24 protein-coding genes are annotated in these 23,329 nt (G+C 59.2%); 16 read left to right on the forward strand and 8 right to left on the reverse strand.

Features of this window, described 5'->3' with window-relative positions; all coding sequences use genetic code 11:
• The first annotated feature begins 76 nt into the window (after positions 1 to 76).
• On the forward strand, positions 77 to 481 hold the full coding sequence (locus SGN16_RS03720; protein ID WP_335945381.1) for a hypothetical protein: 405 nt from the start codon (positions 77 to 79) through the stop codon (positions 479 to 481).
• Positions 482 to 699: 218 nt separating this feature from the next.
• Positions 700 to 1,143, forward strand: a complete 444-nt coding sequence (locus tag SGN16_RS03725; RefSeq protein ID WP_335945382.1) for a hypothetical protein — start codon at positions 700 to 702, stop codon at positions 1,141 to 1,143.
• Between the two features lie 165 nt (positions 1,144 to 1,308).
• Here SGN16_RS03725 and SGN16_RS03730 read toward each other — a convergent pair whose 3' ends face one another.
• Both SGN16_RS03730 and SGN16_RS03735 read right to left on the reverse strand, forming a co-directional pair.
• Positions 1,309 to 1,878, reverse strand: a complete 570-nt coding sequence (locus tag SGN16_RS03730; RefSeq protein ID WP_335945383.1) for a hypothetical protein — start codon at positions 1,876 to 1,878, stop codon at positions 1,309 to 1,311.
• A 163-nt stretch (positions 1,879 to 2,041) separates the two neighbouring features.
• The gene (locus tag SGN16_RS03735; RefSeq protein ID WP_122569099.1) at positions 2,042 to 2,314 is read right to left on the reverse strand and encodes a hypothetical protein; all 273 of its coding nucleotides are present in this window, start codon (positions 2,312 to 2,314) and stop codon (positions 2,042 to 2,044) included.
• 155 nt (positions 2,315 to 2,469) lie between these two features.
• On the opposite strand from SGN16_RS03735, the gene SGN16_RS03740 reads away from it, so the two are divergent.
• The 3 genes from SGN16_RS03740 to SGN16_RS03750 all read left to right on the forward strand — a co-directional run bounded on the left by SGN16_RS03740 (position 2,470) and on the right by SGN16_RS03750 (position 5,842).
• Complete coding sequence (locus tag SGN16_RS03740; protein ID WP_335945384.1) at positions 2,470 to 3,951, forward strand: leucine-rich repeat domain-containing protein; 1,482 nt, start codon at positions 2,470 to 2,472, stop codon at positions 3,949 to 3,951.
• A 100-nt stretch (positions 3,952 to 4,051) separates the two neighbouring features.
• Positions 4,052 to 4,885, forward strand: a complete 834-nt coding sequence (locus SGN16_RS03745; RefSeq protein WP_335945385.1) for an oxidoreductase — start codon at positions 4,052 to 4,054, stop codon at positions 4,883 to 4,885.
• 21 nt (positions 4,886 to 4,906) lie between these two features.
• Positions 4,907 to 5,842 (forward strand): AraC family transcriptional regulator, encoded by a 936-nt coding sequence (locus SGN16_RS03750; RefSeq protein WP_335945386.1) that lies wholly within the window; start codon positions 4,907 to 4,909, stop codon positions 5,840 to 5,842.
• A gap of 33 nt (positions 5,843 to 5,875) precedes the next feature.
• Here SGN16_RS03750 and SGN16_RS03755 read toward each other — a convergent pair whose 3' ends face one another.
• Positions 5,876 to 6,904 (reverse strand): GlxA family transcriptional regulator, encoded by a 1,029-nt coding sequence (locus tag SGN16_RS03755; protein WP_335945387.1) that lies wholly within the window; start codon positions 6,902 to 6,904, stop codon positions 5,876 to 5,878.
• Positions 6,905 to 6,918: 14 nt separating this feature from the next.
• Here SGN16_RS03755 and SGN16_RS03760 point away from each other — a divergent pair, with 14 nt between their 5' ends.
• From SGN16_RS03760 to SGN16_RS03790, 7 genes are all read left to right on the forward strand, one after another.
• Entirely contained in the window at positions 6,919 to 7,932 is a 1,014-nt protein-coding gene (locus SGN16_RS03760) for an ABC transporter substrate-binding protein (RefSeq protein ID WP_335945388.1), read from the forward strand.
• Between the two features lie 78 nt (positions 7,933 to 8,010).
• On the forward strand, positions 8,011 to 8,799 hold the full coding sequence (locus tag SGN16_RS03765) for an amino acid ABC transporter ATP-binding protein (RefSeq protein ID WP_335945389.1): 789 nt from the start codon (positions 8,011 to 8,013) through the stop codon (positions 8,797 to 8,799).
• Positions 8,799 to 9,455: an amino acid ABC transporter permease gene (locus SGN16_RS03770; RefSeq protein WP_335945390.1), complete on the forward strand. Its 657-nt coding sequence runs from the start codon at positions 8,799 to 8,801 to the stop codon at positions 9,453 to 9,455. Before SGN16_RS03765 ends, SGN16_RS03770 begins: the two co-directional genes overlap by 1 nt.
• Positions 9,452 to 10,135: an amino acid ABC transporter permease gene (locus SGN16_RS03775; RefSeq protein ID WP_335945391.1), complete on the forward strand. Its 684-nt coding sequence runs from the start codon at positions 9,452 to 9,454 to the stop codon at positions 10,133 to 10,135. Before SGN16_RS03770 ends, SGN16_RS03775 begins: the two co-directional genes overlap by 4 nt.
• A 4-nt stretch (positions 10,136 to 10,139) precedes the next feature.
• The gene (locus tag SGN16_RS03780) at positions 10,140 to 11,567 is read left to right on the forward strand and encodes an amidase (protein ID WP_335945392.1); all 1,428 of its coding nucleotides are present in this window, start codon (positions 10,140 to 10,142) and stop codon (positions 11,565 to 11,567) included.
• Positions 11,567 to 12,799, forward strand: coding sequence for a D-amino acid dehydrogenase (locus tag SGN16_RS03785; protein ID WP_335945393.1), 1,233 nt, complete (start codon positions 11,567 to 11,569; stop codon positions 12,797 to 12,799). Before SGN16_RS03780 ends, SGN16_RS03785 begins: the two co-directional genes overlap by 1 nt.
• Before the next feature lie 26 nt (positions 12,800 to 12,825).
• On the forward strand, positions 12,826 to 13,194 hold the full coding sequence (locus tag SGN16_RS03790) for a RidA family protein (RefSeq protein WP_335945394.1): 369 nt from the start codon (positions 12,826 to 12,828) through the stop codon (positions 13,192 to 13,194).
• A gap of 30 nt (positions 13,195 to 13,224) precedes the next feature.
• On the opposite strand, the gene SGN16_RS03795 is transcribed toward SGN16_RS03790, so the two are convergent.
• Entirely contained in the window at positions 13,225 to 13,734 is a 510-nt protein-coding gene (locus SGN16_RS03795; protein ID WP_210642758.1) for an Lrp/AsnC family transcriptional regulator, read from the reverse strand.
• Between the two features lie 202 nt (positions 13,735 to 13,936).
• On the opposite strand from SGN16_RS03795, the gene SGN16_RS03800 reads away from it, so the two are divergent.
• The 4 genes from SGN16_RS03800 (at position 13,937) to mdeB (ending at position 18,726) form a co-directional block, all read left to right on the forward strand.
• The gene (locus SGN16_RS03800; RefSeq protein WP_210642759.1) at positions 13,937 to 14,953 is read left to right on the forward strand and encodes a 1-aminocyclopropane-1-carboxylate deaminase; all 1,017 of its coding nucleotides are present in this window, start codon (positions 13,937 to 13,939) and stop codon (positions 14,951 to 14,953) included.
• 129 nt (positions 14,954 to 15,082) lie between these two features.
• Positions 15,083 to 15,547 carry a transketolase gene (locus SGN16_RS03805; protein ID WP_210642760.1) on the forward strand — a complete coding sequence of 155 codons (465 nt, stop codon included), beginning with the start codon at positions 15,083 to 15,085 and terminating at the stop codon, positions 15,545 to 15,547.
• 60 nt (positions 15,548 to 15,607) lie between these two features.
• The gene (locus tag SGN16_RS03810; protein ID WP_335945395.1) at positions 15,608 to 16,030 is read left to right on the forward strand and encodes a hypothetical protein; all 423 of its coding nucleotides are present in this window, start codon (positions 15,608 to 15,610) and stop codon (positions 16,028 to 16,030) included.
• On the forward strand, positions 16,027 to 18,726 hold the full coding sequence (gene mdeB / locus SGN16_RS03815) for an alpha-ketoglutarate dehydrogenase (protein WP_335945396.1): 2,700 nt from the start codon (positions 16,027 to 16,029) through the stop codon (positions 18,724 to 18,726). The genes SGN16_RS03810 and mdeB overlap by 4 nt, the downstream gene beginning before the upstream one ends.
• 14 nt (positions 18,727 to 18,740) lie before the next feature.
• Here the strand turns inward: mdeB and SGN16_RS03820 are convergent, their stop codons facing one another.
• From SGN16_RS03820 to SGN16_RS03835, 4 genes are read right to left on the reverse strand one after another with little or no spacing between them, the layout of a single operon-like run.
• On the reverse strand, positions 18,741 to 19,895 hold the full coding sequence (locus SGN16_RS03820; protein WP_335945397.1) for a M20 family metallopeptidase: 1,155 nt from the start codon (positions 19,893 to 19,895) through the stop codon (positions 18,741 to 18,743).
• Complete coding sequence (locus SGN16_RS03825; protein ID WP_210642764.1) at positions 19,892 to 21,316, reverse strand: M20 family metallopeptidase; 1,425 nt, start codon at positions 21,314 to 21,316, stop codon at positions 19,892 to 19,894. The genes SGN16_RS03820 and SGN16_RS03825 overlap by 4 nt, the downstream gene beginning before the upstream one ends.
• Positions 21,313 to 22,302, reverse strand: coding sequence for an oligopeptide/dipeptide ABC transporter ATP-binding protein (locus SGN16_RS03830; RefSeq protein WP_210642765.1), 990 nt, complete (start codon positions 22,300 to 22,302; stop codon positions 21,313 to 21,315). Before SGN16_RS03830 ends, SGN16_RS03825 begins: the two co-directional genes overlap by 4 nt.
• Entirely contained in the window at positions 22,299 to 23,315 is a 1,017-nt protein-coding gene (locus SGN16_RS03835) for an ABC transporter ATP-binding protein (protein ID WP_210642766.1), read from the reverse strand. The genes SGN16_RS03830 and SGN16_RS03835 overlap by 4 nt, the downstream gene beginning before the upstream one ends.
• Positions 23,316 to 23,329 lie beyond the last annotated feature (14 nt).

The following is a 23,329-nucleotide window of genomic DNA, read 5'->3' on the forward strand; positions in this document are numbered from 1 at the left end:
GAAATGGAAAGATTAATACTTTCTTTAGGCCTGATGACGACGCCGCCGCACGGCTAAAATATTTCAAGGAACAGTTGTGAAAAATGAAAATATTTTTGAGCTTTGCTCAGCAGTTTTGAACAAGCTTGATTTTGGTAATGAAACCTTGATGTCTTTGGTTCAGAAGTGGCAGTTTTTTATTGAGGAGTGTCAGGAGGGATATAGTTGGGACTATTCTGAATATAAAAATGAGCTTCGGGTAAGGGGGTTAATAGAGGAATTGCTGAACGATCCAAGGATTTCCAATGCTGATGAGTTGGGACCTCTTTTTTCGGAGGTATTCTGCCTTGACGAGAAATTTAAGTGTTTATTGCAGTCAGGCGTATCTGTACTTGAAGGGAGATATTGGTGGGAGCAAGGTGTTTTAATTCGCGCAGGGGGCGAATATTGTCATTATATGAAAAGCGCATACGGAATTTGTGTGGAGAGTGTAGAGGGGTAAATGTCGGAGAGATTAAAGAGGGGGTCTTTTTGAGACGTAAGCGGGACTAATATTCTGTTTTTCTAAGCATGTAAGTAAAACTGGTTCCTGTTCTTGCCCCCTTCTTTAATCGAGATATCTGTAAGCGGGGCAGACTATTGTAAGGCCTAGAGGAATGGAGGTTGTTTTCTGGGGTTGTAATAGTTTTTCTAGATAAAACGTGCCTTGGAGGGCCATTGATGCAACACGATGTTGTTTTACGCTTTATAGCGATGATTTTGCTCTGCTTCACTCTGACAGGATGCATCCATTACGAGCATAAAAGCGCCGAAGGAAAACCCTGGACCGAGGTCGCGACCATTCGGCAGTTCGACAAGCATTTATCGATAGACAAGATCGATGACGATACATCGCTATATTGGCTAGCCCGCCAAACCGAGTATCGACTCGGAGCAGGAAGGCATAAGCTTTCCGTTAAATACGCTATTGGAACCGAATACTCACGTCCAATTGAAATGACCGTGGATTTGGTCGGTGGCCGTACCTATGGGCTTTATGGCATTTCTTCGATGAAATGGTGGTATTACGAAATTCGCGATACCGAGACAGGGCGTTCTGCGAAAGTTGTAGAGCCGGCCGTCACAACTACGCCTTCTGGATCAGCTGGGCAGGCGGTCCAATGACGGAAAAGGGGACACCCATTAGACTTGACTTGAGACCGGCTAATGGGTGTCCCCTTTTTAATATTTTTTGGGGTAGGTCAGGTTTCTAAGTAAGTAGCATTGCTTCTTTGATAAAATATGACCTGTCTTCGTTTGTTCTATATGCCCTTTCCTCTAAGTTGCTTTTCAACCGGCGCCAACAGTAACACTCACCTCTTTACGTTCACCCGTCGCGGATATCTCATAAACCTTCATGATGTAGTTGTCCGCGATCACCGTTTCAATGAGGTAGTTTTTTTGCGGTTCAGGTGTGAATACCTGTGGGGCAGGCTGCGGCGTTATGGCGTAGCCGAATAAGGAATGCATGGGAATGCCATTGAGGGTAGCTATCTGCCTCTTCACCGCCGCATTCACTTTCAGAGGTTTTTCGGCCTCTACCAACTTATCGATACTGTCCGTGCCACCTGCCATTTTCTTCAGGTAACCCGGGATGCGTTTGAAGTAGTTTGCATCGTAGACAGGTTCGCCAGCGGAAGACATGGCGTACTCACTCGCGTTGGCAGGCCCCAGGGAATAGCTGACCGGATGATCGCCTGCGCCGCCGAGGGTGCGGAAGGTAAGGCTTGCATGATGCTGATCAGATGCCAGTGGGATAACAGGCTTGGAGGAGGGCTCAACGCTTGCCTGACGGCTGCCACAGCCGGTCATTACAAAGGCGAGGGTCATTGCTAACGGAAGAGCGAGATATGTTTTCATTCGATCCATGAACTGAATGGGTTGGATATTTGGGCTTGTGAAGCGGGCCAAGTATACCGAGAGAACCATTGGCTGGGGCGATGCGAGCGAATTGGCAGGGGGCTGTCGACAAGGGCCGCTATTGGAGCGTGAAACGGGCGACCTTATCGTCGCCCGTTTTCAATTACTCCGCCGCCTGCGACCGCAACCGCCTGCCAATCACATCCATCACATCACACCCATCGCGCAGCGCGATCGTCAGCATTTTGCAGAAGTCGGAAAGCACCAGCGTGTCGGAACTGATCTCCGAGCGGAACGCGATGTTTTCCAGCAGTTGGGTCACCGTGCGGATGCGGTAGTCAGCGGTTTCGAAGAGGACATCAAGCGGGGCTTCGGTGTCGATCAGCAGGGTAGCGGGGACGCAGTCGACGCCGGTGATAGGCATGTATCGGTTCATCGGTAGGACCTCATTCAGTTGAAGCTCCCTCGCCACAAAGGGTGAAAACGATAGCTGAGTCGCAATGGCGCAACCCAGTCTTGGCAGCCTCTTCAGCAAGACCCTTTTTTATGCTTCCCTACCGGTCATATTCTCTTTTCGCAGACTCCTAGACCGTGCAGACCCCCAACCGCAACGCTCTAATCACCCAACTCACCACCAACCCCGATGACATCACCGCACGCGCATCGCTCTATCGCGATCTACTCGACACCGGGGAGGCGTCACTGGAAGGTTTACGCGTCGCGGCGGGCCTGGGCGATCCGGCCGCAAACGTGGTGATGGCTCAACTGAACACCACGGCCCATACAAATCGCCCCGGGCCAATGCTCTCGCAACTGCGTGGCCTGCCGGTAGACCATCTGGAGTTGAACAACGCCGAGCCGCAGTGGTGTGACGCCCTGGCCGGGCTGCCCTTGCGCACGTTGGTGCTCAACAGCCCGAGGTTTATCTGCGACCCGGAGATGTGGCAGCGTTTGCCCGCCAATGCCCTCGAAACCTTGGAGGTCAGCAACTTTTCCCGCGACGACAACGCCAACTGCCTCCCGTCGCCCACACGCTTGCGCCGGCTGAAGTTGCAAACCTACGGTGAGGACTTCGACGACGGTTTTCTCCGTCAACTGAGCGACAGCCCGTTGCAGGAATTGTCGTTGAACCGTTGCGATGAGATGACCGACGACGGCCTTCGCGCACTGTCACGCCCCAAGCTGCGATCACTGACGTTGCAACGGGTGGGTGAATTGACGTCCCGTGGCATGGCGCACCTGGCAAGTCATCCCCTCGAACAGTTGTCCCTTAGTGGCAGCGGCGCGATCCTCGACGATTCGTGCTGGCTTCGCGACCTGACGGGGTTGCGCTCGTTGAGTCTGGATGACTGTTACGCAAGTGAGAGCGTGTTGCAGGCGATTCGGGAGCTGCCTCTTGAAAGGCTCTCGCTCCAATCTGCGTTCATCTGCGAAGACGATCTGGAAATACTGGAAGGCATGCCGCTTGCGGACCTGGACCTCAAGTGCCTACGACAGGTGATCGAGCGGCTCGACGTGCTGCACGGGTTTCCACTTAAGCGGCTGGGACTTTCCGATGTGCAAGGTGTCTGCGCAGATACGTTGAGCGACCTTCGCGGTTTGGACTTGGAGTCCCTGGACCTGTCCTTGAACGACATCACCTGGAAGGAACTGAAACAACTGGCCGGGCTACCACTGAAGCGGCTCAATCTGAGTTTTTGCCGAGGCGTCGACGGCAAGGTTTTGCGTAAGCTCACCGAGTTGGGATTGCCGTTGGAACAACTTGAAATAAGTGGTCTGGACCTGCGCGATAGTGACCTCGCTTGCTTGCGGGATCTGCCGTTGCAGCGCTTGGGCTTGTATGACAGCCCATGGCTCACAGACGCCGGCGTGGCCCACCTCGTGCGTATGCCGTTGCGAGACCTGACGCTTGGCGCTGACCCAGGGGAGTCGCGGATCACCTCGGCCGTGGTGCCGATGCTGGAGCAATTGCCGTTGCGCACATTGTGGTTGCCTAACTGCGCCGGAATCGATGCAGGCGGTTGGGATCGTTTGGCCAGGTTGCCAGCTCAAGTAACGGGGCCCGGTATCTGATGCGTTGATAGGAATAGGCAATGCTCCAAGGCGAACCGGCATAGGTGAGCCCGTTTTCGATAGCTACCATGGCCTTGTACCTACAGATGGGAACCTCGCCATGCACAGCAGAAAAACCTTATTCATCACGGGCGTGAGCAGTGGCTTGGGCAACGCCCTGGCGCAAGAAGCACTCGCAGCGGGCCACCGTGTCATCGGTACCGTGCGCAGTGAGGCGGCGTTGCAAGCCTTCGAAGCGCTCTCCAAGGAGCGTGCCTGTGGCGTGATCCTGGATGTCACCGAGTTCGACCGGATCGACAGCGTCGTGGCGGCGACACAAGCCACTCACGGTCCGGTCGATGTGCTGGTCAACAATGCCGGTTACGGTCATGAGGGCATCTTCGAAGAGTCGCCGCTGGAGGAGATGCGTCGTCAGTTCGACGTCAACGTGTTCGGTGCGGTCGCAGTGACCAAGGCTTTCCTGCCTTATTTTCGCGAGCGTCGTGCTGGGCATATTCTCAATATCACTTCCATGGGCGGCACCATCACGATGCCGGGTATCGCGTACTACTGCGCGAGCAAGTTTGCGCTCGAAGGGATCTCCGATACGCTGAGCCAGGAACTGCGACCGTTCAACATCTTCGTCACCGCCGTGGCGCCTGGCTCGTTTCGTACTGACTGGGCGGGGCGTTCGATGCAGCGCACGGCGCGCAGCATTGCCGACTACGACGCCAGTTTCGACCCGGTGCGTAAAGCGCGGGAAGAGAAAAGCGGCAAGCAACTGGGCGACCCGCGGAAAGCGGCGCAAGCAATGTTGCAGGTCATCGCCAGCCCGACGCCACCTGCACACTTGCTGCTGGGCAGTGATGCACTGAACCTGGTACGCGACAAACTCAGTCGTGCCGCCAGTGAGATCGATCAATGGGAAGCGCTGACCCGTTCGACTGACGGTTGAACGATCAGCAAAGGGGCATCAATGACTCAGGCCTCAAACACCTCGTCCATGGTGCAGCTGATGGAGCAGCTCGCGCCGGTGGAGGGCTACAACCTCAGCGCGCTGGACGACATTCGTTTTCTGCGTTCGAACCGGCCACTGACGCGCACGCCGGTCTTGTACGACCCTGGCATCGTCATCCTTTGCCAGGGGCGCAAGCGCGGTTATCTGGGGGATGACGTCTACGTGTATGACGCCCAGCACTACCTGGTGGTGTCCGTCCCCGTGCCCTTCACCATGGAGACCGACGCCAGCGCTGCCGAGCCGATGCTGGCGATCTACATGCGGCTCGACTTTCAACTGGCCAGCGAGTTGGTACTGCAAGTCGATGAGGTGCTGGGCCCAAGTGATGCGCTGCCCAAGGGCATGTATGCCTCCCCCATGGACGATTTGCTGCGCGCCTCGACCCTGCGTTTTCTTGAAGCCATGAGCCGCCCGGGCGAAGCGCAAATACTCGGGCCATCGCTGATACGAGAAATCTACTACCGCATCCTCTCCGGCGAGCAGGGCGGCTCACTGCGTGCCGCACTCAATCGCCAGGGGCACTTCGGCAAGATCACTCGCGTGATCCGCAAAATCCACAGCTGTTACCAGCAGCGCCTGGACGTCGAGTCGCTGGCTCACGAAGCCGGCATGAGCGTGCCCAACTTTCACCGGCACTTTCGCGGCGTGACCGACTCTTCGCCCATGCAGTACTTGAAATCGACGCGCCTGCACCAGGCACGCCTGCTGATGCTGCGTAACGCCATGAGCGCTTCGGCGGCGGCGTTCAGCGTGGGTTACGAAAGCGCCTCGCAATTCAGTCGCGAGTTCAAACGCTTCTTTGGCCGCACGCCTCAGGCCGAGATTGAGTGGATGAAGGCGACCTATGCGTTGCCGGCGCCTGCCACGCCGTCGGTCTATGTTTCGTCGCATTAGCGATGTGGCGAAGTGTTGGAACCCTGTGCAGCGCTACTTCCCCTCTTGTTGCATCAAGGCCTTGCGTAACTTCCCTGGCGACAGGCCAAACATGCTCTGGAAGTGTCGAATAAAATGCGGCGCATCAGCGAAGCCACATTCAAAGGCGATCTCGCCGATCTGGCGATCGGAACTCACGAGCAACCATCTGCCGAACCTGAGTCGGACCTGGCGGTAGAACTGGGCCGGGCTGTTGTTGGTTTCAGCGACGAACAGGCGTTCCAATTGCCGCTTGCTGGTGCCGACCAGATGCGCAATGGCCTCGATATCCAGGGGTTGGGCCATGTGTTTTTCCATCAACATCACGGCTTCGTGCAGCCGACGGTTGGAGGAGCTGGCGTAGCCGAGCGCCTTGCGTCGGTCGACGAAACTGTTGGACGTGTTCTTCGCCACCGTCATTTGATGCACGACTTTGCCCGCACGATCCGGTCCGCAATGCAGGCCGATCAGATGAAGGGCCAATTCGATCACTGACACACCGCCTGCGCAGGTGATCCGGTCCTGGTCGATCAGAAAGTCCCTGTTGATGACAAAGCGCAACGAGGGAAACAGCCGCTTCCAGTCGTCGCCATGGTAGGCGTGGACACACGCCGTTCGCCCCTCCATCAGGCCATGTCGCGCGAGCACGAAGCTGCCGGTGCACAGGCCGATCAACGGCACCTGTGCCGCCGCGGCCTGGTGGAGGAACGCGGGATAGGTTTTCGGCACCGCCTCGATGGAGTCGAGCAATCCACCAATCACCACGATGTAGTCGAAACGATCCGGGTCAGCGAGTTCGCTGTCGATCGGCACGTCCAGTCCGCTACTGGAAATGACTCTTTGCCCGGGCGTGCCGAGTACTTTCCATTGGCAGCGTATGGGGCGGCTTTGATCACCGGTATCGGCGGCGTGCCGCAAGGCATCGGTCAGTCCTGACAGTGACAGCAAGGGGAAGCGTGGCCACAACATGATGCCAATAGACAGCTCGGCGGTGCCGCGGCGGATGGGCGGGTGACGCGCCTGCCCATGATCGAGCCCGTCCACGAGGCTTGCCTGGGATGTCCCGTTCTCTGCACCGCCAGAATGTCGCAAATATTCAATCATTCGTGCAAAGCATCCAACCAGTTATAGCGCCGGTCCCACTACGATGGGGCCATGCGAAACGTTCTGCTGCCACAATAAAAACTATCGAGGAGCATCCGATGAAGACGTCCAAGGTTCAGCGTTTTTCCGGTATTTGTGCCGGTTTTCTGGTGTCTGTGCTGGCTGCGGCACCGGTGTTCGCATTGGAGACAGTAGAGCCGGGAAGCCTGACCATCGCCTTCAGTGGTGATATGCCAGGAACAGGGTATCAAGATAGTCGGATGGTCGGCTATGACGGTGAAATCCTTCAACAAATTTCCGAAAAGCTGGGGCTTAAGGTCAAGCCGGCATTGATGGAGTGGTCGGGGACGATTGCGTCGGTGCAGTCCAAACGAGTGGATGTCATGGCAGGCACCATGGGCTGGACCGAACAACGCTCGAAAATCATGGCCTTGAGCGATCCTATTCACTACTTCAAAAACGGCATCACCCAGACAGACAAGACCAATTGGAACAGCCTCAAGGATTTGCAAGGCAAGAAAGTCGGGACCATCACCGGCTTTTCGTTCATCCCTGAGATGCGCAAAATCGATGGCCTGCAAGTCGCCCTGTACGACACGTCCGACGCGGCCGTTCGCGATCTGCTCGCCGGACGCATCGATGCGGTGATCGGCGATCCACCGGTCATGCAATACGCCATTTCCCGCAATGAGCAATGGCACCTGCACTTCAACGCTTTTGTCGACAACGATCCGAATTTCCCGCTGCTGACGGGCTTGGGTCAGGTGGTGTTCGGCTTCAACAAGGCCAGCCCGGAACTGGTGACGGCGGTCAACGCACAGATTCAGACGCTCTGGAAAAACTGTGAGATGCGCAAGATCGGCGCTCGCTACGGCCTGACTCAGGATGTCTGGTTCATGCCCGAAGGCAAGGACCTGCGGCTCGGCGTCGATCGCCCAGCGGACTGGACGCTACCTGGCTGCAAATAAGTGTGTGCGGCGATGGGCCGGGCTCATGCAGATGCACCGACTCATCGCCATGCCTACAACAAAAAGAGGTTAGCCGAAATGTCGAACCCGTCTGACGCCGCGTTGCTGCGCGTGCACGAATTACACAAGAACTATGGCGACCTGGAAGTGCTCAAGGGCATCAGCCTGGAGTTGAAGCCCGGTGAGACCCTGTCGCTGATTGGCCCGAGCGGATCTGGAAAGTCCACCTGCCTGCGTTGCATCAATTACCTGGAGAAACCTACCCGTGGCGAGATCTGGCTGGGGGACGAGTTGATCGGGCAGGTCAAGGACGGCAGGCGTTTGCGTCTGATGAGTGACCGGGAGATGGCTCCGCAGCGCCGCGAGATCGCCATGGTGTTCCAGTTGTTCTACCTCTGGCCGCACTTGAGCGTGCGCGATAACGTCGCCCTCGGTCCCATCAAGGCCCAGGGTATGCCGCGCAAGCAGGCGTATGAGTTGGCCGACGCGATGTTGGAAAAAGTCCATTTGCGGCACAAGGCCGAGTCTTATCCCGAGCAATTGTCCGGTGGTCAGCAACAGCGGGTCGCCATCGCCCGGGCCTTGGCTCAGCAACCGAAAGTGATTCTGTTCGACGAACCGACCTCGGCGTTGGATCCCGAGTTGGTGGGCGAAGTGTTGGCGGTGATTCGCGAGCTGGCGGAAGAGGGTCGCAGCATGATCATGGTCACCCACGAAGTGCGGTTTGCCCGCGATGTGGCGGATCGGGTGATCTTCATGGACGGCGGGCGCATTGTCGAACAAGGGCCGTCGGCGCAAGTCATCGACAGCCCTCGTCACGAACGTACCCGCAGCTTTCTCGGGCGTATGGCTGTGGAGAGCGCTTGATGGCGAATCTGGAAGCTTTCCTCGGGCTATTGCCCTTGCTGTTGAAAGGCGCAATCAGCGCGCTGGAAATCGCCCTCTGCACCTTGGCGCTGGCCAGCGCCGGTGGCCTGGTGCTGGCGGTTTTACTGACGTTCAGCCGATCGCGACTGGTGCACGGCGCCATTGCCTGTTTCATCGAATGGATGCGCAACGTGCCTGCACTGGCGCACCTGTTTCTGATCTACTTTGGGCTGTCCTACCTGGGCATCAATTTGCCCGCGTGGCTGGCGGCCATCGTCGGTTTGAGCCTGGTAGGCAGCGCAGTGCTGGCCGACACTTTCCGCGCCGGCCTGCAATCGCTGCACGTCGGCCAGCATGAAGCCGGGCAGGCCGTCGGCCTGAACCGTATGCAGATTCTGCGCTACATCCTCTTGCCCCAGGCCCTGCGCGTTGCGTTGCCGGCGTATGCCAACTATGTCACGCAACTGATCAAGGATACGTCCATCGCCTCGGCCATTGCCGTGCCGGAAATCATGTTCCTGGCCCGCAATCTGGTGACCTCCACGTTCCAGACCTCGCTGATTTATCTGGCGGTGATGTGCATCTATGCGGCGATGATCCTGCCAATTGGCGTGGGATTCATCCGACTTGAACGTCATCTGGGGGCGGCGCGATGATCAGTTTTTTCCAGCAATACCCGGAATACTGGAGCGACTGGATCGCTCGCCTGCTACTCGGCGCACGGGTCAGCGCCGAGTTGTCCCTGACAGGCTTCGCCCTGGCGGCGCTGTTGGGCGCGTTACTGGCCTGGGCGATGAAGAGTCCCAGCGTATTGCTCAAGCGTCTGGCCGTGTTTTTTATTCAAGGTATGCGCGCGGTGCCGCTTCTGGCGTTGCTGCTGGCGCTGTATTTCACCTTGCCCAGCCTCGGGCTGACGTTGTCGGGTTACTGGGCCGGAGCCATCGGTTTGGGGTTGCAGGGCAGCGCCTACGTTGCGGAAATCCTGCGCGGTGGACTGGACTCCTTGCACCGAGGCCAACGTGAGGCGGCCATCGCCACCGGCCTGACGCCATTGCAAGCCTTCACCGCCGTGATCTTTCCGCAAGCCATTCGCGGCATGTTGCCGCCGTTGCTCAATGCCTACGTGTCGATCCTGAAGGACAGCTCTCTGTGCGCCCTGATTGCCACCGATGAGTTGATGCTGGCGGCCAGGGCCATCGCCTCCGAGTCCTTTTTGCCCATGCATATTTTCCTGTTGGTGGGGCTGTTCTATTTCGTCATCGCTTTCCCTCTTTCTCTGTTGTCGCGAGCGTTGGAAGCACGATTTTCTCGCGGACGCAAAACCATTCGAGGTTGAACACATGAGCATCATGGATCGAACCGCTTCCCACAACATTGGCCAGTTGCGGCAAGCACTGGAGTCCGGAACACTCACGAGCGAGTCCCTGGTTTGCGCGCAACTGGAGCGGATCGAGCGCTTCAACGGGCAACTCAATGCTTATGTCGAGGCCTATCCTCAGCGCGCGCTCGGTGCCGCCATCGCTGCCGATCGGCAGCGGGCCGCAGGTATCAACCTGGGCCCGTTGCATGGCATTCCGATCGCGATCAAGGATTTGTTCGAGATCGACGGCAAGGCCATAACCGGTGGTTCGCTGGCGCAGACGCCGCGTATCTCGCGGCTCACCGCCACGGCGGTCCAGCGACTGGAACGCGCCGGGGCGATCATCATGGGCAAGACCCACACCGTTGAATTCGCTTTCGGCGGGTGGGGCACCAATGCCGTGATGGGCACGCCGTGGAACCCATGGGACCGCGACGTGCATCGTGCTCCAGGGGGTTCCAGCAGTGGTTCAGCGGTGGCCGTGGCCGGCGGGTTGGCAAGCGCGGCATTGGGCACCGACACCGGCGGCTCGGTGCGGATTCCTGCGGGCATGTGTGGTCTGGTTGGGTTGAAAACCACGCGTGGGTTGGTCAGCCGTCACGGTTTGATTGAGTTGTGCCCATCGCTGGATTCGGTGGGGCCGATTACGCACACCGTCGAAGACGCTGCGTGGATGCTTGACGCGCTGCTGGGGCCGGACCCGCTGGACCCGGTCTCGGCCAAATCGCCAGTTTTCAGCGCCGCAGCAGGCTTGAATCTTCCGGTGGCCGGTCTGCGCATCTGGGTGCTGCCACAGGCCGAACGCGTACACATCGCGCCTGGCGTATTGGCAGCCTATGACCGGGGGCTGGAGCAATTGGCCGCACTGGGCACGCACCTGGTCGAACAGCCGCTACCGACGTCGCTGGATCAGTGCATGCGCGTCGCCGGTGGCCTTATGAGCGCCGAAGGCTACGCCAGCCTTGGCAGTTTGTTCGAGCGCGATGATCTGCGCTTCGATCCTCATGTGCAGCGTCGGGTGCTGAGCGGACGCGCCGTCGACGCGGCGGCCTATATCCATTTGCACAACCAGCGACGTGTTGCCCGTCGAGCCATGGACGAGGCCATGTCCAATGTCGATGCCTGTGCGTTTCCGACCAACGCCATTGGCAGTGTGCCGTTGAGTCAGGTCGATGAGTACGGGACGCCGCTGGCCCTGCTCGGCCGTTTCGCCAACCTGCTCAATCTCTGCTCCGTGGCGCTGCCGGTGGGCTTCGACGAGCAACGCATGCCGGTCTCGATGCAGATTGTCGGTCGTGCTTTTGCCGAACCATTGGTCCTGCGGATCGCCCACGCCTATCAGCAAGTCAGTGATTGGCACCAATTGCGGCCTGTGGGTTGGGACCTGTCGGACAGAGTGGTGGCGTAATGGAAATCTGTGTCGTCGGCGCTGGAATTGTCGGCTTGAGCAGTGCCTGGTTTTTACACAAGGCGGGTCATAACGTCACGGTTATCGATCGTGCGGGGGAGGCGGGCATGGGGGCCAGTGCGGCCAATGGGGCGCAACTGAGCTACAGCTACGTGCAACCGTTGGCGGATCCCTCGCTGTTGCCGGGCATTCCAAAGATGCTGCTGGAGCGCAACGGCCCGCTGAAGTTTTCGCCGCAATGGAGCTTGGAACAATGGCGCTGGTGTATGGAATTTCTCGCAGCCTGCCGTACATCCATTTCGCGTCAGACCACTGTCGAGTTGCTGGAACTGGCGCATGAAAGTCGGCTGGCGCTGGACGCCTTCATCAGTCAGGAAAAGGTGCACTGCGATTTCGCCCGTACCGGCAAACTGGTTCTGTACCCGGATGCTGAAAGCCTGCGCAAGGCCGGCGAGCAGGTGAAATTCCAGGCCGCCCAAGGCTCCAGGCCACAAAAAATAGTGAGCCCGGCCGAAGCCGTGTCGATCGAGCCTGCGCTTGAGGGCTATAAGAAGGCGTTTCATGGTGCGATCCATACCGACAGCGAATGCGCGGTCGATGGGCGCAAGCTTTGTCAGGAGCTTGCAAGGTTACTGAGCAAGCAGGGTGTGCGTTTTCTGTTCGACAGCGAGGTTGCCGCTTTCCGACGTGAACGCGGGCGAATTACCGCGTTGGAGATCCACGACGCCATCGACGGCCCTGGTCTCTTAGGGACGCAGGCAGTGGTGCTGGCGGCTGGCGCTTACAGTGCACGGTTGTTATCAGCATTCGGTGTGCGTATGCCGGTCTACCCGCTCAAGGGATACAGCATTACGTTGCCGATCACTGATTCGATGAATGCGCCGACGGTCAGCGTTACTGACATGCGGCGCAAAACGGTGTTCGCCCGGATCGGTGATCGCTTACGCGTCGCGGGGATGGTCGAGTTGTGTGGGCTGGATGCGTCGATTCCCGTCAAGCGTATCGAACAACTGAAAGCCTCGACGCAGGCATTGTTCGGCCAGGGATGGAACGCCGAGGATTGTCAGCCCTGGACCGGTTGGCGTCCGGCGACCCCCACCGGGCGGCCGATTCTGGCCGTCAGTGGTTGTGACAATCTGTACGTCAATTGCGGCCAGGGTGCGCTGGGCATGACCTTGGCATTTGGTAGTGCCCAGCGTCTGGTCCGGTTGATCGGCAGCACAACCCCTTAACTTTCTCATTTCATGGATTAAACCCGATGGCAACGATTCAACGTTTTCAGAGCAGTGCGCGGATGTCCGGCGTGGTCAGTTACGGCGATCTGCTCTACCTCTCCGGCCAGGTGCCCACTGATCTACAGGTTGGCATCGAAGAGCAGACACAGCAGGTGCTGGCCAAGATCGAAGCCTTGTTGTCGCTGGCGGGCAGCGACAAGGGGCAGCTTTTGAGCGCGCAGATCTGGCTCAAAGACATTGATCGTGATTTCGCGTTGATGAATTCGGTGTGGGACGCCTGGTTGCCAACCGGCAGTGCTCCGGCACGGGCCACTGTTCAGGCAAATCTGGCGCGGCCTGATGTGCTGGTCGAGATCATGGTTATAGCCGTGAAACCTGCTGCTGGTGTTTGAGAGGGCAGAGCCGACTCTCTCTTTCAGGCTTCAAAGGGGGATTTGGGTGGTCGACAAGACCTGGCGCAACCCCATGAACGAGCGAATCTGGCGAACCCCGGGCAGGTAAAGCAATTGCTCGGCGTGGAGCCGGTTGAAGCTGTTGCTGTCCTTGGTTCGTATCAACATGAAGTAGTCGAACTCCCCTGTCACCACATGGCATTCCATGCAGCCGGACACCTTTTGCGCCGCGGCTTCGAAGGCTGCGAAGGATTCCGGCGTCGAGCGGTCCAGCACCACGCCAATCAACACCACCATCCCTGCATCGAGCGCTTGATTGTCCAGTAACGCGACAATGTCCTTGATCAGGCCCGCCTGCTTGAGGCGTTCGACGCGTCGCAGGCAGGCCGGCGCGCTCAGTTTCACCTTCTCGGCGAGCGCCACATTGGAGATGGAGGCGTCTCGCTGCAGGGTCTTGAGAATGGCTCGGTCGGTTCGATCCAGCGGGTGCGGCTCTGTGCCTGGGCTGCCGGGTTTCTTGTGGTTGTTTGTTGCGTTCATATTGGATTCTGCACAATAAAAATATGTTTTAAATGAAACTCGATGATTTATGTTTCTTTAGTTGATTGAAACTTGCAACACATATTTTTGGCTTTGTTCTTAATATTGAACTCATCGAAGCCCCTCTGAAAGAACCTGGAACGCAGCCTTTTTTGCCTTTCGGTCTGGCGCTTGGATATTCAATAAACAAGGAGCAGAGATCATGAACCTGAATCGTTTTAAACGTTATCCGCTGACCTTCGGTCCTTCTCCCATCACGCCCTTGAAACGCCTCAGCGAACACCTGGGCGGCAAGGTCGAGTTGTATGCCAAACGTGAAGACTGCAACAGTGGCCTGGCCTTTGGCGGCAACAAGACGCGCAAGCTTGAATACCTGGTTCCCGAGGCACTCGAACAGGGCTGCGACACCCTGGTGTCTATCGGTGGGATCCAGTCGAACCAGACCCGCCAGGTCGCTGCCGTCGCCGCACACCTGGGCATGAAGTGCGTGCTGGTCCAGGAAAACTGGGTGAACTACTCCGATGCGGTGTATGACCGCGTAGGCAATATCGAGATGTCTCGCATCATGGGCGCGGATGTACGACTGGACGCTGCAGGGTTCGACATCGGCATCCGGCCCAGTTGGGAGAAGGCCATGAACGATGTGCTGGAGCGCGGTGGCAAGCCGTTCCCGATACCGGCGGGTTGTTCCGAACATCCCTACGGCGGCCTCGGGTTCGTCGGCTTTGCCGAGGAAGTGCGGGAGCAGGAAAAACAACTGGGGTTCAAGTTCGACTACATCGTGGTCTGCTCCGTGACCGGCAGTACCCAGGCCGGCATGGTCGTCGGTTTCGCCGCGGACGGCCGTTCGAAGAACGTTATCGGCATCGATGCCTCGGCCAAGCCAGAGAAAACCAAGGCACAGATCCTGCGCATCGCCCGGCACACCGCTGAGCTGGTGGAACTGGGGCGTGAGATCACCGAAGACGACGTGGTGCTCGATACACGCTTCGCCTACCCCGAATATGGTTTGCCCAACGAAGGTACGCTGGAAGCCATTCGTCTGTGCGGCAGCCTTGAAGGTGTGTTGACCGACCCTGTGTATGAAGGCAAATCCATGCACGGGATGATCGAAATGGTCCGCCGTGGCGAATTCCCCGAAGGCTCGAAAGTGCTTTACGCACACCTGGGTGGCGCACCTGCGCTGAACGCCTACAGTTTCCTGTTCCGCAACGGCTGATCAGCGCCAACAACCTGTAGCAGCGAGCTTGCTCATGAAACGGTGGGTTAGTCGGCATCAATGTTGAATGTCTAAGCCTCATCGCCATCCGGAGCAAGCTGCTCCTACCAAGCCGCCGGGAGTACCGCCATGCATGCGATATCGCAATCCGCAGTCTGGATCAAGGAACCTTCGGCGGATGCCGGAGTGGTCATCGTTACCAGCGCCGCGTTGCCCAAATACATGATCGACAAGCTGCACGTAGCGATAGATGACTGGGATCAGGTGGCTTATCTGGCCGTCCAGCAATCCGAGGCGTTGATGGTCGACTGGTTGCGGGGCGGGTCTGCCCCTGAGCAATCGGCTGGTGGGGACGCGTGTTATGCCAGCCAGCTGTTGCGCGCCGTCTCCCACGGCAGTTTTTTACTGGATGTCGAAGTCGGCACGGTGCCCGGCTTGACCTGGCTGGGGTCCGTGCACGGCCACCCGTTGCGCGTCGTCGAACTGGGAACGATAGCCTCGTCCACCGCAGCGATGGATCAACAGGTAGAGCAAGTGCTTTCGGCGACCCGCAGTCTGGCGAAAAGCGTGCTGCAGGCGCACGGCGTCATTTAGCCAGTGTCGGCGCCGATTCGCCTGTTGAATCAACCGCTCCAAACAACAAAGGCAACGCCTATGAGCCAAGCTGCCGGCTGTCGTACCAATGCCCTGAAGTGGATGCGCGAGCCTTCGAATTGCACACGTATCGTGGTCATCGCGTGCGGGCTTGATAGCGACCATATTGATTTGATCCATCAGGGTTTCAGCTGTTTTGACAATGTGGCACTGATCCGTGTCGATGCTGTGAACCCGGTGCCTGGCCAGCTCGCTGAAGTGGGAGTGGCCAAGGGGGACTACTGTTTTGTCGTGCTCGGTGAACTGGATGAGCGTTTATTGCACGACCTTTCCATTAGTCCGCCCTGCATCTACCCGATTGCTTCAGACGGAGCGACCGAACGTTCGGTCATTGCCGCGGTAGAACAGGTGAAAAGCCTCGCCCGAGTGAACCGTTCGCACCACCTTGAAGTGTTGCCCGACACCTGCAGGAGTTGCTCATGAGCCGGTCCGATAGCCAGACCCAATTGCTGGGCCAGATAGCTGAAGATGTACAGGAAATGACTGAGTGGCAGGAGGCGCTGCTGTCCGTCATCGCCCACGGCGGCACGGCCCGGGCAAAACAGATCCTCGACATGCTGGTGACCGTGGCCAGCACTTCCAGGATCGGTTGGCGGCCCAGCCATGGCACGCCGTATATCAATACGATCAGCGTCGAGCAGCAGCCGGTGTTTCCGGGCGACCTGGCGCTGGAAGAGCGACTGGCTTCGATCATGCGCTGGAACGCGCTGGTCATGGTCGCCAGGGCCAACCAGGCCTATGGGGAACTGGGTGGCCACATCGCCAGTTATGCCAGCGCTGCGGATTTGTTCGAGGTGGGTTTCAACCACTTCTTCAAGGCGCGCACCGACACCCGTGGCGCCGACCTGGTGTTCTATCAACCGCACTCGGCGCCAGGCGTCTATGCACGAGCCTTTCTGGAAGGGCGCCTCGAGGAGCAGGACCTGCAACATTATCGGCAAGAGATCAGCGCACGTACCAATGGCGCCCGGGGTTTGTCGAGTTACCCGCATCCGTGGCTGATGCCGGACTTCTGGCAGTTCCCGACCGGCTCGATGGGCATCGGTCCGATCAGCTCGATCTACCAGGCGCGGTTCATGCGTTACCTGCAGCACCGTGGTTTACAGGACACCACCGGGCGCACTGTGTGGGGGGTATTCGGCGACGGTGAAATGGATGAGCCGGAAAGCATGTCGGCACTGACCCTGGCGGCGCGTGAAGGGCTGGATAATCTGGTGTGGGTGGTCAACTGCAACCTTCAGCGCCTGGACGGTCCGGTGCGTGGCAACGGTCGCATCATCGATGAGTTGGAGGCGCTGTTCGGCGGGGCCGGCTGGAACGTCATCAAACTGGTCTGGGGCTCCGACTGGGACGGATTGTTTGCCCGGGATAAAGACGGCGCGCTGGTCCGTGCATTGTCGGCCACGGTCGACGGCCAGTTCCAGACGTTCGCGGCCAAGGATGGGCGCTTCAACCGCGAGCACTTCTTCGGCCAGGACGAAGCCCTGGCGCATTTGGCCCAAGGCTTGACCGATGAACAGATCGATCGCCTCAAACGGGGTGGTCATGACCTGGTGAAAATCTTTGCCGCGTACCAAAGCGCGATGCTCGAGGGCAAGAAACCTACGGTGATCCTGGCCCAGACCAAGAAGGGCTTCGGCATGGGCGACGCCGGGCAGGGCAAGATGACCGTGCACCAGCAGAAGAAACTCGACAAGGACGCCTTGATCGCTTTCCGTAACCGTTTCAATTTGCCGTTGACCGATGAACAGGCCGCCTCGCTGAGCTTCTTCAAACCCAGCGACGACAGTGCCGAAATGCGTTACCTGCATGAACGTCGCCGGGCATTGGGCGGGTACATGCCGTCGCGGCCCACCACTTCGGCATCGTTGGCTGTACCTGACGTCAACAGCTACGCCGGGTTTGCCCTCACCGCCGAAGGCAAGGAAATGTCCACCACCATGGCTTTCGTGCGCATGCTCAGCGGTTTGCTGCGGGACAAGCAACTGGGGCCGCGAATCGTACCGATCGTGGCGGATGAAGCCCGTACCTTCGGCATGGCCAGCCTGTTCAAGCAGATCGGCATCTACTCCAGCGTGGGGCAACGTTATGAGCCGGAAGACATTGGTTCGATCCTGAGTTATCGAGAAGCCCTGGACGGGCAGATTCTCGAAGAGGGCATCAGCGAGGCCGGCGCCATCAGTTCCTGGGTGGCTGCCGCGACCAGCTACTCGGTGCATGGCCTACCGATGTTGCCGTTCTACATCTACTACTCGATGTTCGGCTTCCAGCGCATCGGCGACCTGATCTGGGCAGCGGCCGACCAGCGCGCTCGCGGGTTCCTGCTCGGCGCCACCGCGGGGCGTACCACGCTGGGCGGCGAAGGTTTGCAACATCAGGATGGCAACAGCCACTTGATGGCGTCGATGGTGCCCAATTGCCGTGCTTACGATCCGGCGTTCGCCAGTGAGTTTGCGGTGATTCTGGATCACGGCATGCGCCAGATGCTGGAGCGTCAGGTCGACGAGTTTTACTACGTCACGTTGATGAACGAGAACTACCCGCAGCCGAGTCTTGCCAAAGGTGTCGAGCAGGCGATCATCAAGGGCATGTACCGGTTCGCCCGGCATGAAGGCAAAGACGCGCGCGGCAGCGTCCGGTTGTTGGGTTCCGGCGCGATCCTGCTGGAGGTGATCGCGGCGGCCGAGTTGTTGGCCGGCGATTGGAACATCGGCAGCGAAGTCTGGAGCGTCACCAGTTTCACCGAACTGGCTCGAGATGCGCGGGAAGTGGAGCGCTGGAATCGCCTGCACCCCGGACAACCTGCGAAATGCAGTCATGTTCAAGAATGCCTCGACGATTCGGCGCCGATCATTGCCTGTACCGATTACGTGCGCGCCTTGCCCCAGTTGATCGCCAGTTACCTCGATGCTCGTTACACCGTGCTCGGCACTGACGGGTTTGGCCGCAGCGATACCCGCAACCAACTGCGCAGGTTCTTCGAAGTGGACCGCCACCAGATTGTCTTGAGTGCGCTGACCTCACTGGTGCATGAGGGGCGCCTGGACGCCAGTGTCTGTGCCCAGGCCATTGAACGCTACGCCATTGACGTTGACGCCGTAGTCCCTTGGGAGGCTTGAAACCGGGCAATGACCTAACGGTTCTCGCCGACAGCCAGAATGGTTGCCACCAAGGCCTGAGCACGGGGCACCAGCGTGTCCAGCTCCAGGTATTCACGATCGGTATGGACCTTGCCACCCACCGGCCCGAGGCCACACAGGGTGGGAATGCCCAGGCTGGCGGTGAATCCGGAGTCGGCGCAGCCGCCGGTGAATTCGCCTTCGACGCTGAAACCCAGCGCCAGCGCTTGTTGTTGATAGATGTGCAGCAGCCGTTCGCTGTGATGGGCTTCCATCGGTAGAAAGGTTGTCGCTTCCTTGAGGATGGCGCTGGTGCCGATCAGTTCTTCTTCTGCGACGATGGCCAGGATTGCGGTAAGGATCCGGTCCCAGTGCTTGAGTTCGATGAAGCGCACGTCCAGCCGCGCGCAGGCGCTGGGCGCGACGGTGTTGCTGGACGTGCCACCGGATATCAGGCCGACGTTAGTGGTGATGCCTGCCGGGTAGTCGGTCAAGGCATGGAGCTTGACGATCTTGCGTGCCAGGGCCTCGATGGCGCTGGCTCCGTCGGCATGATTGACCCCGGCATGCGCCGCGCGGCCGCTGACTTCGATGATCAGCGTGGCACCGCCTTTGCGTGCGCTGACCACGTTGCCGCTGGCCCGGCCGGGTTCGGTATTGAGCACCGCACGCGCGCCACGGGCGGCTTTTTCGATATGGGTTCTGGCGCTGCCGGAACCGATTTCTTCGTCACCGGTGTACAGAACCTGTACCGGATAGGGCAACTGACCGGCGCGTTTGAGAGCCTTGAGCGCGAAGCAATTGAGCACCAGGCCGCCTTTCATGTCGGCGACGCCGGGGCCGTAGGCGAGGTTGGCGTCGCGGCTGTAGCCGCGAGTCGTGGTGGTGCCTTTGGGAAACACCGTGTCGCGGTGGCCGAGCAACAGCACCGGCTTTCCTGCTGCGCCCGGCACTTCGGCGAGCATCACGTCGCCAAAACCATCGACCGGCATGCGCTTGAGCAGGATGCCGTCGGCTTCCAATTCAGCCGCCAGCAGCGCGCCCACAGCGTCGACGCCGGCCTTGTCATAGCTGTTGGAGTCGGTGTCGACGATACGCTGCAGCAGCGCTTCCATGGCTGGGCGCTGGTCGGCGAGCCAGTCCAGCGCCTGTTGTGGATTGGCACTCATTGCGCCTGCTCCCGTAACTGATGTTCCTGGGTCAGGCGTGCCGCGTCGTTGCCCAGGTCCCAGAATAGCCCTGCCATGATTTGCAGGCTTTCCTTGACCACCGGTGCCAGCAAGTGCTCGTTCGGCGCATGTTGTGAGCAGGCCGGGTACGAGTGCGGCACCCACAAGGTTGGCAGGCCGAGCACGTCCGCGAACACATCGTTGGGCAGCGAGCCACCGAGGTTTGGCAGCAGCGCAGGCTTTTTGCCGGTGGTCTGTGCCAAGGAGCCGAGTGCCCAATTGACCCATGGGCTTTGCGGGTCCAGCCGAGTGGCATGCATCACATCGATGCGGCTTTGCTTGACCTCGACATTGCTGAAGCCATGAGCGTCCAGGTGGGCACGAACAGCCGGGATAAAGGTCGTGTAGTCGCTGTTCACCACGAAGCGGATGTGGCAGTGGGCATTGGCTTTACCTGGGATCGCGTGCACGGGGGCGTCCGGGTTGCCGGTCTTGAAGGCGATGACATCGAGGGTGTTCCAACCGAACACCTTTTCGCTCAGCGACAGCTGCGGGTTACCCCAGTTGGCGTCGATTTCCGGATCGCCCGGCCCGCCACCAACATCAATATCAGCCAATGCCTGCCGAACCGGCTCCGGCAGTGTTTCGGGCTGCAGGCCTGCTACTTTCACCCGACCGTGTTCATCGACCATGCTCGCGATGGCATTGGCCAGAATGATGCCAGGGTTGGCCAGCAACCCGCCCCAGTTGCCAGAGTGATGGGCGCCCTCGCGCAAATTGACCACCAGCTCGAAGTTGAACACTCCACGTGAACCCAGAAAAATCGTCGGTCGTGATGCCGCCAGGCGTGGGCCGTCCGAGGCGATGAAAATATCCGCCGCGAGCTCTTTGCTGTGCGCGGCGCAGAACGCATTCAAGCCCGGCGAGCCTTCTTCTTCGCCCATTTCCAGCAGCAGCTTGACGTTGAAACCCAGCTTGCCGTCGCGAGCCTTGAGCGTTTGTTCAAGCGCGGTCAGGTTGATCAGGTGCTGGCCTTTGTTATCCGCTGTGCCGCGGCCGTACCAGCGATCGCCTTCCACCGTGACTTGCCACGGCGACAGGCCTTCACGCCATTGCGCTTCATAGCCGCGCACCACATCACCGTGGCCGTAGCTGAGCACGGTCGGCAGTTCTGGATGTTCAATGCGTGTGGCGATCATGAAAGGGCCGCGCTCTGCCACCGGGTTGTCATAGATTTTGACGCTGAAGCCCATCGCTTCGACGTGGGGGGTGATGAAGTCATTGAGGTAGCGATACAACTCGGGCTGGCTGTCCGCTGCCTGGCTTTCGGTGGGCAAGGCGACGCTGCGTTCAAGCAGATTGAAAAATTCGCCGTTGTTAAATTGCTCTGTGGTGTTGCTGATGGCCAGTGAACGACTCATGAGTGGACAAGCTCCAGTGTTTGGGCAGGATTGTCGTGAAGGTGGCAACGCACGTTGCCCCCGATAATCGAATCATTGGCCGGGTAGGCCGTTTTGCACGGTGCGAAGCAGCTCGGGCAGCGCGGATGGAAGGCGCAACCGGACGGCGGTGACATCGGATTGGGGAAGCTGCCGTGCAGGCCGATTTCGGGAATGCCCAGGCGCGGATCGGGCGTGAGCACCGAGTCCAGCAAGGCGCGGGTATAAGGGTGGCCGGGTTTGGCGAACAACGATTCGCGAGTGCGTTCTTCGACGATGCGCCCCAGGTACATCACCGCTACCCGGTCGGCGAGGTGTTCGATGACCGCGAGGTTGTGGCTGATCAGCAGATAAGTCAGGCCGAATTCGCGCTTGAGGTCTTGCAGCAGGTTGAGAATCTGCGCCTGCACCGACACATCCAGTGCTGATGTGGGCTCGTCGCAAATCAATACATCGGGGCGCATGATCAGCGCCCGTGCGATCGCGACCCGCTGGCGTTGTCCGCCGGACAGCTGACTCGGGTAACTGTCGATCACCCGTTTGGGCAGGCCGACCACATCAAGCATCTCTTGGGTCTTCTTGCGGCGCTCGGCAGGGCTGCCGATGTCATGCACGATCAGCGGTAGGGTAATGATTTCGCGCAGGGTCTTGCGTGGGTTCAGTGATGAGTACGGGTCCTGGAATATCGGCTGAATGTGCCGGGACATTTCCTTGCGATCAGTCGCCGCCAGATGTTTGCCATTGACCAGCACATCGCCGCTGGTAGGCGGCAGCAGGCCGAGCAGGAGCTTTGCCAGGGTACTTTTTCCGCAACCGGACTCACCTACCAGGCCGAGGGTCTCGCCACGCATCAGGCGCAGGGAAACGCCATCCACGGCCTTCAGGGTGGCGGCGGGTTTGAAAAAGCCCTTGTTGATCCGAAACTCGCGACGGATGTCACACAGCTCCAAAGCGATGTCTTTTTTCATGACCATGCACTCTTCTGATGGCGGATCGGTGCTGGGTCCGGAGCGGCGAACAGGCAGCGCGCCATGTGTCCGTCCTGCTCGACTTCGGGGATGTCTTGCGCGCAGGCCGGTATCGCCTGAGCGCAACGATTGCGGAACGCACAACCGTGCTGTTCGCCTACCAGGCTCGGCACCAGGCCCGGAATAGAACCCAGCGCCTCACCCGGTTTGGTCCGGCCAGGGATGGGAATACTGGCCAGCAGACCACGGGTGTAGGGGTGCTGCGGGTTCTCGAACAGTTGCAGGGCAGGGGCCGTCTCGACGATTTCCCCGGCATACATCACGGCGACCCGATCGGCGATCCGTGCCACCAGCCCAAGGTCGTGGGTGATGAAGATCACCGCCAGGCCGAGTTCTTTCTGGATGTCGCGGATCAAGCGCAGGATCTGCGCTTGAATGGTCACGTCCAATGCAGTGGTGGGCTCATCGGCGATGATCAGGTCCGGTTCGCACATCAGCGCCATGGCAATGATCACCCGCTGACGCAAGCCGCCCGAAAGCTGATGCGGATACTGACGCAAGCGTTCGGTGGCATTGCTGATACCGACTTTCTCCAGCATCTGCGCGGCGCGAGCCAGGGCATCCTTGCGGGACACCTTACGATGCTGAATCAACACTTCGCTGAGCTGATCGCCAATGCTGTAGGCCGGGTTCAGCGAGGTCATCGGTTCCTGGAAGATCATCGCCAGGCGGTTGCCGCGCAGGTCGCACATGCGCCGCTCGCTCTGGCCCAGCATGTCGATACCGTCCAGCGTCAGCCGGGACGCAGTGCGTTGGGCCTTGCGTGGTAACAGGTCCATCAGCGCCAGCGAGGTCAAGGATTTGCCGCAGCCGGACTCACCGACGATGCACAACATTTCACCGCGCTCGACTTCAAAGTTCAGACCGCGCACTGCATGCAGCATGTCATCCGGCGTCGGGCTGTTGCCCATGGGGATATCCACGCGCAGGTTTTCTACATGGAGTAGTGCCATGTTCGGTACCCTCT

This window comes from Pseudomonas sp. G166 (assembly GCF_037027455.2).
In the GTDB taxonomy this organism is placed as follows: domain Bacteria; phylum Pseudomonadota; class Gammaproteobacteria; order Pseudomonadales; family Pseudomonadaceae; genus Aquipseudomonas.